Source organism: uncultured Cetobacterium sp. (assembly GCF_947038635.1).
Lineage (GTDB): Bacteria > Fusobacteriota > Fusobacteriia > Fusobacteriales > Fusobacteriaceae > Cetobacterium_A.
Genome location: NZ_CAMQXC010000152.1, coordinates 1 through 4,696, shown reverse-complemented (window position 1 = coordinate 4,696; position 4,696 = coordinate 1). Strand labels below are relative to the sequence as shown.

The 4,696-nt window shown below is 25.6% G+C and carries 2 protein-coding genes; both read right to left on the bottom strand.

The genetic code is table 11. The features are described 5' to 3' along the window. Window positions 1–1,190: 1,190 nt before the first annotated feature. Window positions 1,191–4,052 carry a UvrD-helicase domain-containing protein gene (locus Q0V08_RS10800; protein WP_297434661.1) on the bottom strand — a complete coding sequence of 954 codons (2,862 nt, stop codon included), beginning with the start codon at window positions 4,050–4,052 and terminating at the stop codon, window positions 1,191–1,193. A gap of 110 nt (window positions 4,053–4,162) precedes the next feature. After that, window positions 4,163–4,696, bottom strand: a 534-nt coding sequence (locus tag Q0V08_RS10795; protein ID WP_297434659.1) for a hypothetical protein, incomplete at its 5' end; no start/stop codon positions are given.

The following is a 4,696-nucleotide window of genomic DNA, read 5'->3' as shown; positions in this document are numbered from 1 at the left end:
CGAGATCTACACAAGGAGTATCGTCGGCAGCGTCAGATGTGTATAAGCGATAGTATCTGGATAGCTTTGTTCAATGAATTTAACCCAAGCTGGACAACATGAAGTAAGTATAGGTAATCTAACATTGTCATCGCCTTTGAAGAATGCTTCTAATCTTTGTTGGAACTCTGTAGCTTCTTCCATTATAGTAAGGTCAGCTGCCCAAGTAGTATCAAAAACAAAATCTACTCCAAGCATTCTAAGAGCACCATTTATTTTTTTCTCAATATTAACTCCAGCTTCAAATCCAAAAGCCTCACCTAAAGCAACTCTAACAGCAGGTGCCATTTGAGTGATAACAACTTTACCTGGCGTAGATAAATCTCTAAGGAATTTCAAACTGTTATCTCCTTCATTAATTGCGTTTACTGGACAAGCAGCAACACATTGACCGCAGTGAGTACATCTTTCTATATCAATACGGTGTCTTTCTTTTATTTTTCCTTCAATACAATGGACTGGACAAACTCTAGCACAAGCAGTACATCCAATGCATTTACTTGTAATTCTAAACTTAACTAATTGAGGACATTCTCCAGTGTAACATCTGTGTTCTTCAATGTGCTCTTCAAATTCATGATAAAAGGCATCAATAGCTTCCTCTATTAAATTATGTTTTTGTTGAGTAGTTTCTTTTATATTTTTAGAAAGTTGTCTTAAAAGATAAAGATCTCTCATATTACCTTTACCTTTAGAGATTCTATCTAAAACTCTCCAAGATCTTTCTATCTCAAATTTTGCAATAAGATATTCTCTGTATTCTCCTTTAGAAAGTTTTCCTAAAATAAACTCAATATAATATTTAGCAAATTGAACAATACAACTTTCGTTAGATAAAACGATTAGTGCTTTTGGATGTTTTGAATCAAAAAAATGGTCAAAATCAACAATTTCATTTAGCGACTCTTTAGTGGCGAACCCACCAAAAGGTAATCCAAATTGAGCAGCTTTAAAATCTTTTCCATTTTTCATTCCACCTGCAATATCTAAGATATCTTTTAGAGTAGCATTTTCAGGAATTTCGTAGATACCTGGATTATTAACTTTTCCAGAGATTGTGATTAGTCTGTTTTCTCCTACAAGTCCTCCCATAAGGTCACTTTCCATAAAGACAGAGCCTAAAGTTGTTCTAAGTAAGTTTTGCTTCTTGTTCATAAATTCTCCTTTTTATTTTTGTAGTTTTTTATTATATTCTTATATAAAGTTAATTTCCTTTTTTCTAAGCTATTATTAGAAATATCTTCTAAATTATTAATTAATTCATCAAGTGTATCTTGATAAATATTTAAATCAAGAACTTTTTTATGTATTAAGAGTTTAAAGATAGAGACATTTTTTAAATACATTGGGAAAAATAGTTTATTATTAAAATTAAAATTGAATTTAATAAAAATATCTAAAAATTTTGCTTGAAGTTCTTTAGATAATTTCATAGTGTATAAACAATAAAAAGGTACGAGCTCTTTACCTTTAACAAAGGTATTTAGATTTCCCCCTAAGTACATGATCATTTCAAAAAGTATAGGGTCAGTTTTAACTAAAAGAGCCCTATGTAAAGCAGTTAATTTATCTTTTTTATCAAAGCTATTTATATTTTTATTTAAAATAATTTCATCTAACTCTGCAACTTTATCTTGAAAATTAGGAAGATTTTTAAAGTAATCTTCTAAAATACCACAACGAGCTAATCTAACACCAAGAATATTATTTAAATTTTGATAAAAAATTAAAGCTTCATTGAATCTTTTCATTTTTAAAAGAAGATCACCTACAAAATTAGAATCCTTTCTTTCTTTATAAAGTTGAATAATTTTTTGCAGTTCTTTTTGAGTATAACGATTTTCTGAGATGCCTCTTTTAATTCCTTCTTTAATCTCTTTATCTTTATAGGCTATTCCAAAGCTACGATTACACTCAGCGGCGGTGAAAAAAAGATTGTTTTCAATAGCAGTATCAATTATTAGTTTTCTATAAAAAACCTCTTTACTTTTTAAGGAATTATTAGAAAGTTTTGTAATTGCATTTCTAAAATTAAGCTGTGATATATCATTTTCAAGATCTCTTTCTAAAATCCATGTGGGCTCTCCCGCTTTTTCAAAAGCATATTGAGCTTCTTCTAATTGTTCTAATTTATAAAGTTTAATTCCCTCTTTTAACCAATTTTCTTTTTCATTTAGAATACCATTAGTACTCTTTGTTATATTAATATTATTATTAGGTGTTAAGAAATTATGGAGTTCTTTTAAAACTTTATTATTTTCAATATTAGATTCCATAATAATTAGATTTTCTTGTGCTCTAGTTATTCCAACATAAAAAATATTAAAATATTTTCTATATTTTTGATCATGTTTAGTAGTTTTAGAAAAGATTTTTTCCCATTGAGATTTATAAGTAGATGATAAGTTATAACAAATAATATTACTATATTCTAATCCTTTAATCTCTTGGATAGAAAAAACTCTATGTTTATTGTTCAACTGCTCAAGAAGTTCAGTTTTTGTTTTAGCATCAGAAACAACAATAGCTGTATTAGCATCATTTTGAGCTTTTTCTAAGAGTGGGAGATTTATTCCAGTTAAATTGACTTCACCATCTTTTTGAATAGCAATTTCTTTGTAATCGTCACTACCTAAATTTCCAATATATGAACTTCTAAGTTCAGCAAAATAATTTGCTAAATCTACAATTTTTTTACAACTTCTATAATTTTTAGAAAGAATTTTTATATTAACTTTTTTATTATATTTAGAATAAAAAAGATTTTTCATTCTTTCAAAATTAAAAAAAGTAGCATTTATCATTTGATGAATATCTCCAGCTAGAAATAAATTTTCTTTATTTTTAACAAGAGAAGTTAAAGCAAAAATTTGTAATTCAGTTAAATCTTGAACTTCATCAATTATAATAAAATCAAACTGAATATCTTTTTTTAAAAGAGTTAGAGAAAGATCATTTAAATCAAAGAGATTGTTATCATCTAACCATTGGTTATATTTTAAACATACCTCATAAAAAAATATTCGATTTTCTTTATCTAGTGTTGAATATTTAGAACTTAAATTTAAGTAATCTTCTAACGATATTGTACGTTGATTTAAATCTCTATTCCAATTATCAGCATTTCCTTTAATCATAAGACCTTTAATAATTCCATTTATTTCTGAATAAATCTCTTCAATAGAGAGATTAAATTTTCTTCTATTAGGATAAGAAAGACGAAAAAATTCTTTAAATTTATTAAACTCAACAACTTGTTTTGATGAAACTTGTAATTTTTGACATATAAATTCTTTTAATGTAAAAAAATCAGCAATTTTTTTCCCCTCTTTTCGGAATTCTAAATATTGTTCAAAAGAGTTGTCTTTTAAATATCTATTTGCTGTTAAATACAGAATTTTTGATATATTATAAAATTCATGATTTTCTTCTAAATTTAAAAGTTTTCTTAAAGTTATTGTACTCTTACCACTTCCTGCACTTCCAGCAATAAAGTGAGGAGGTAAATCTACAAGACATGAATATTGTTCATCATTTAAATAATAATATTTATATTTTTTGTTATAAAAATTTTCTTTAAAATGAGAATCGTCAATAATTTCATATGTAATTAGATTGTTATAGTTAAAGAAATTTTCATCAATAGATTCTATATTATCTTCTTGATCAAAGACTATGAACTCTTTTAAAGAGCTTTCATTAATCTCTTTTCGTTTTGCTTTTTTTATAGCCATATCGTGAGAAGAGTAGATTAAGAAAATAAGATTTCCTTCAGTATCATCTCTTGAAAAGCTATTAAGAAGAAAAAAAATACGGTCACCACTATCAACTCTAAATTCATAAAGAGAGTTAGTTCCTGCAATTTTTTTTATCCAAAAACCTTTAGGAAGATTATAAGATAAAATTTTATAATTTTTAATTGTATTATAAAAAAAATAAAGTTTATCAAGAACTTTTTTATTTTTTTCAATGGGAATACTTTTAAAAAAATAATCAGTAATTAAAAATTTCATAGGTATACTCCAAAAATACGACTTAACTAAATATTATATCATTTTAGTTAAATTTTCAAGAAGTTTAAAAGATAAAAAGAAAAAAGAGTCTAGATTTAACCAGACTCTAATCATTTTGTAATACTTTTTTTACTAAGTAAGTTACATCCACCCTTATATTCAGGAAAATAATATCTAACTAAAGAAGCGATAAAGTATTTATTTATGTTATTTTTCTTAATGAAAGCTTTAAAACTTTTATTAAGATTTATTTTACTTATTAATTCTGGAATAGATATATTTCCATCATTATCATTAGAAATAACAAGTTCTTTAAAAAGTTCAATTTCATTTTTTGACATTTGAACAAAATTTATTAATCCGATGAAAGATCTATCAAAACTTATAATTTTATTTGAATTATCAATAGCATTATTTAAAGAAACATTTGAATAATTAAGTTTTTCTTGAATATAACTTTTTTCAAGAATTTTTCCTTCTGTTTCAATAAATTTCTCAAGTTCATCAACTCTATTAAAACCTTGTTCTCCAATTGTTAAGACTCTACTATTACCATTTGTAGTTAAGTTTAACTCTTGAGCAAAATGGTATTTGAATAATGAGTAAAAGACATGATCAGAGTAAATACCGATACTATTTAGTAT

Coding starts and splice junctions, on each gene's coding strand:
- Q0V08_RS10800 (WP_297434661.1), bottom strand. CDS start 4,052: ATGAAATTTTTAATTACTGATTATTTTTTTAAAAGTATTCCCATTGAA.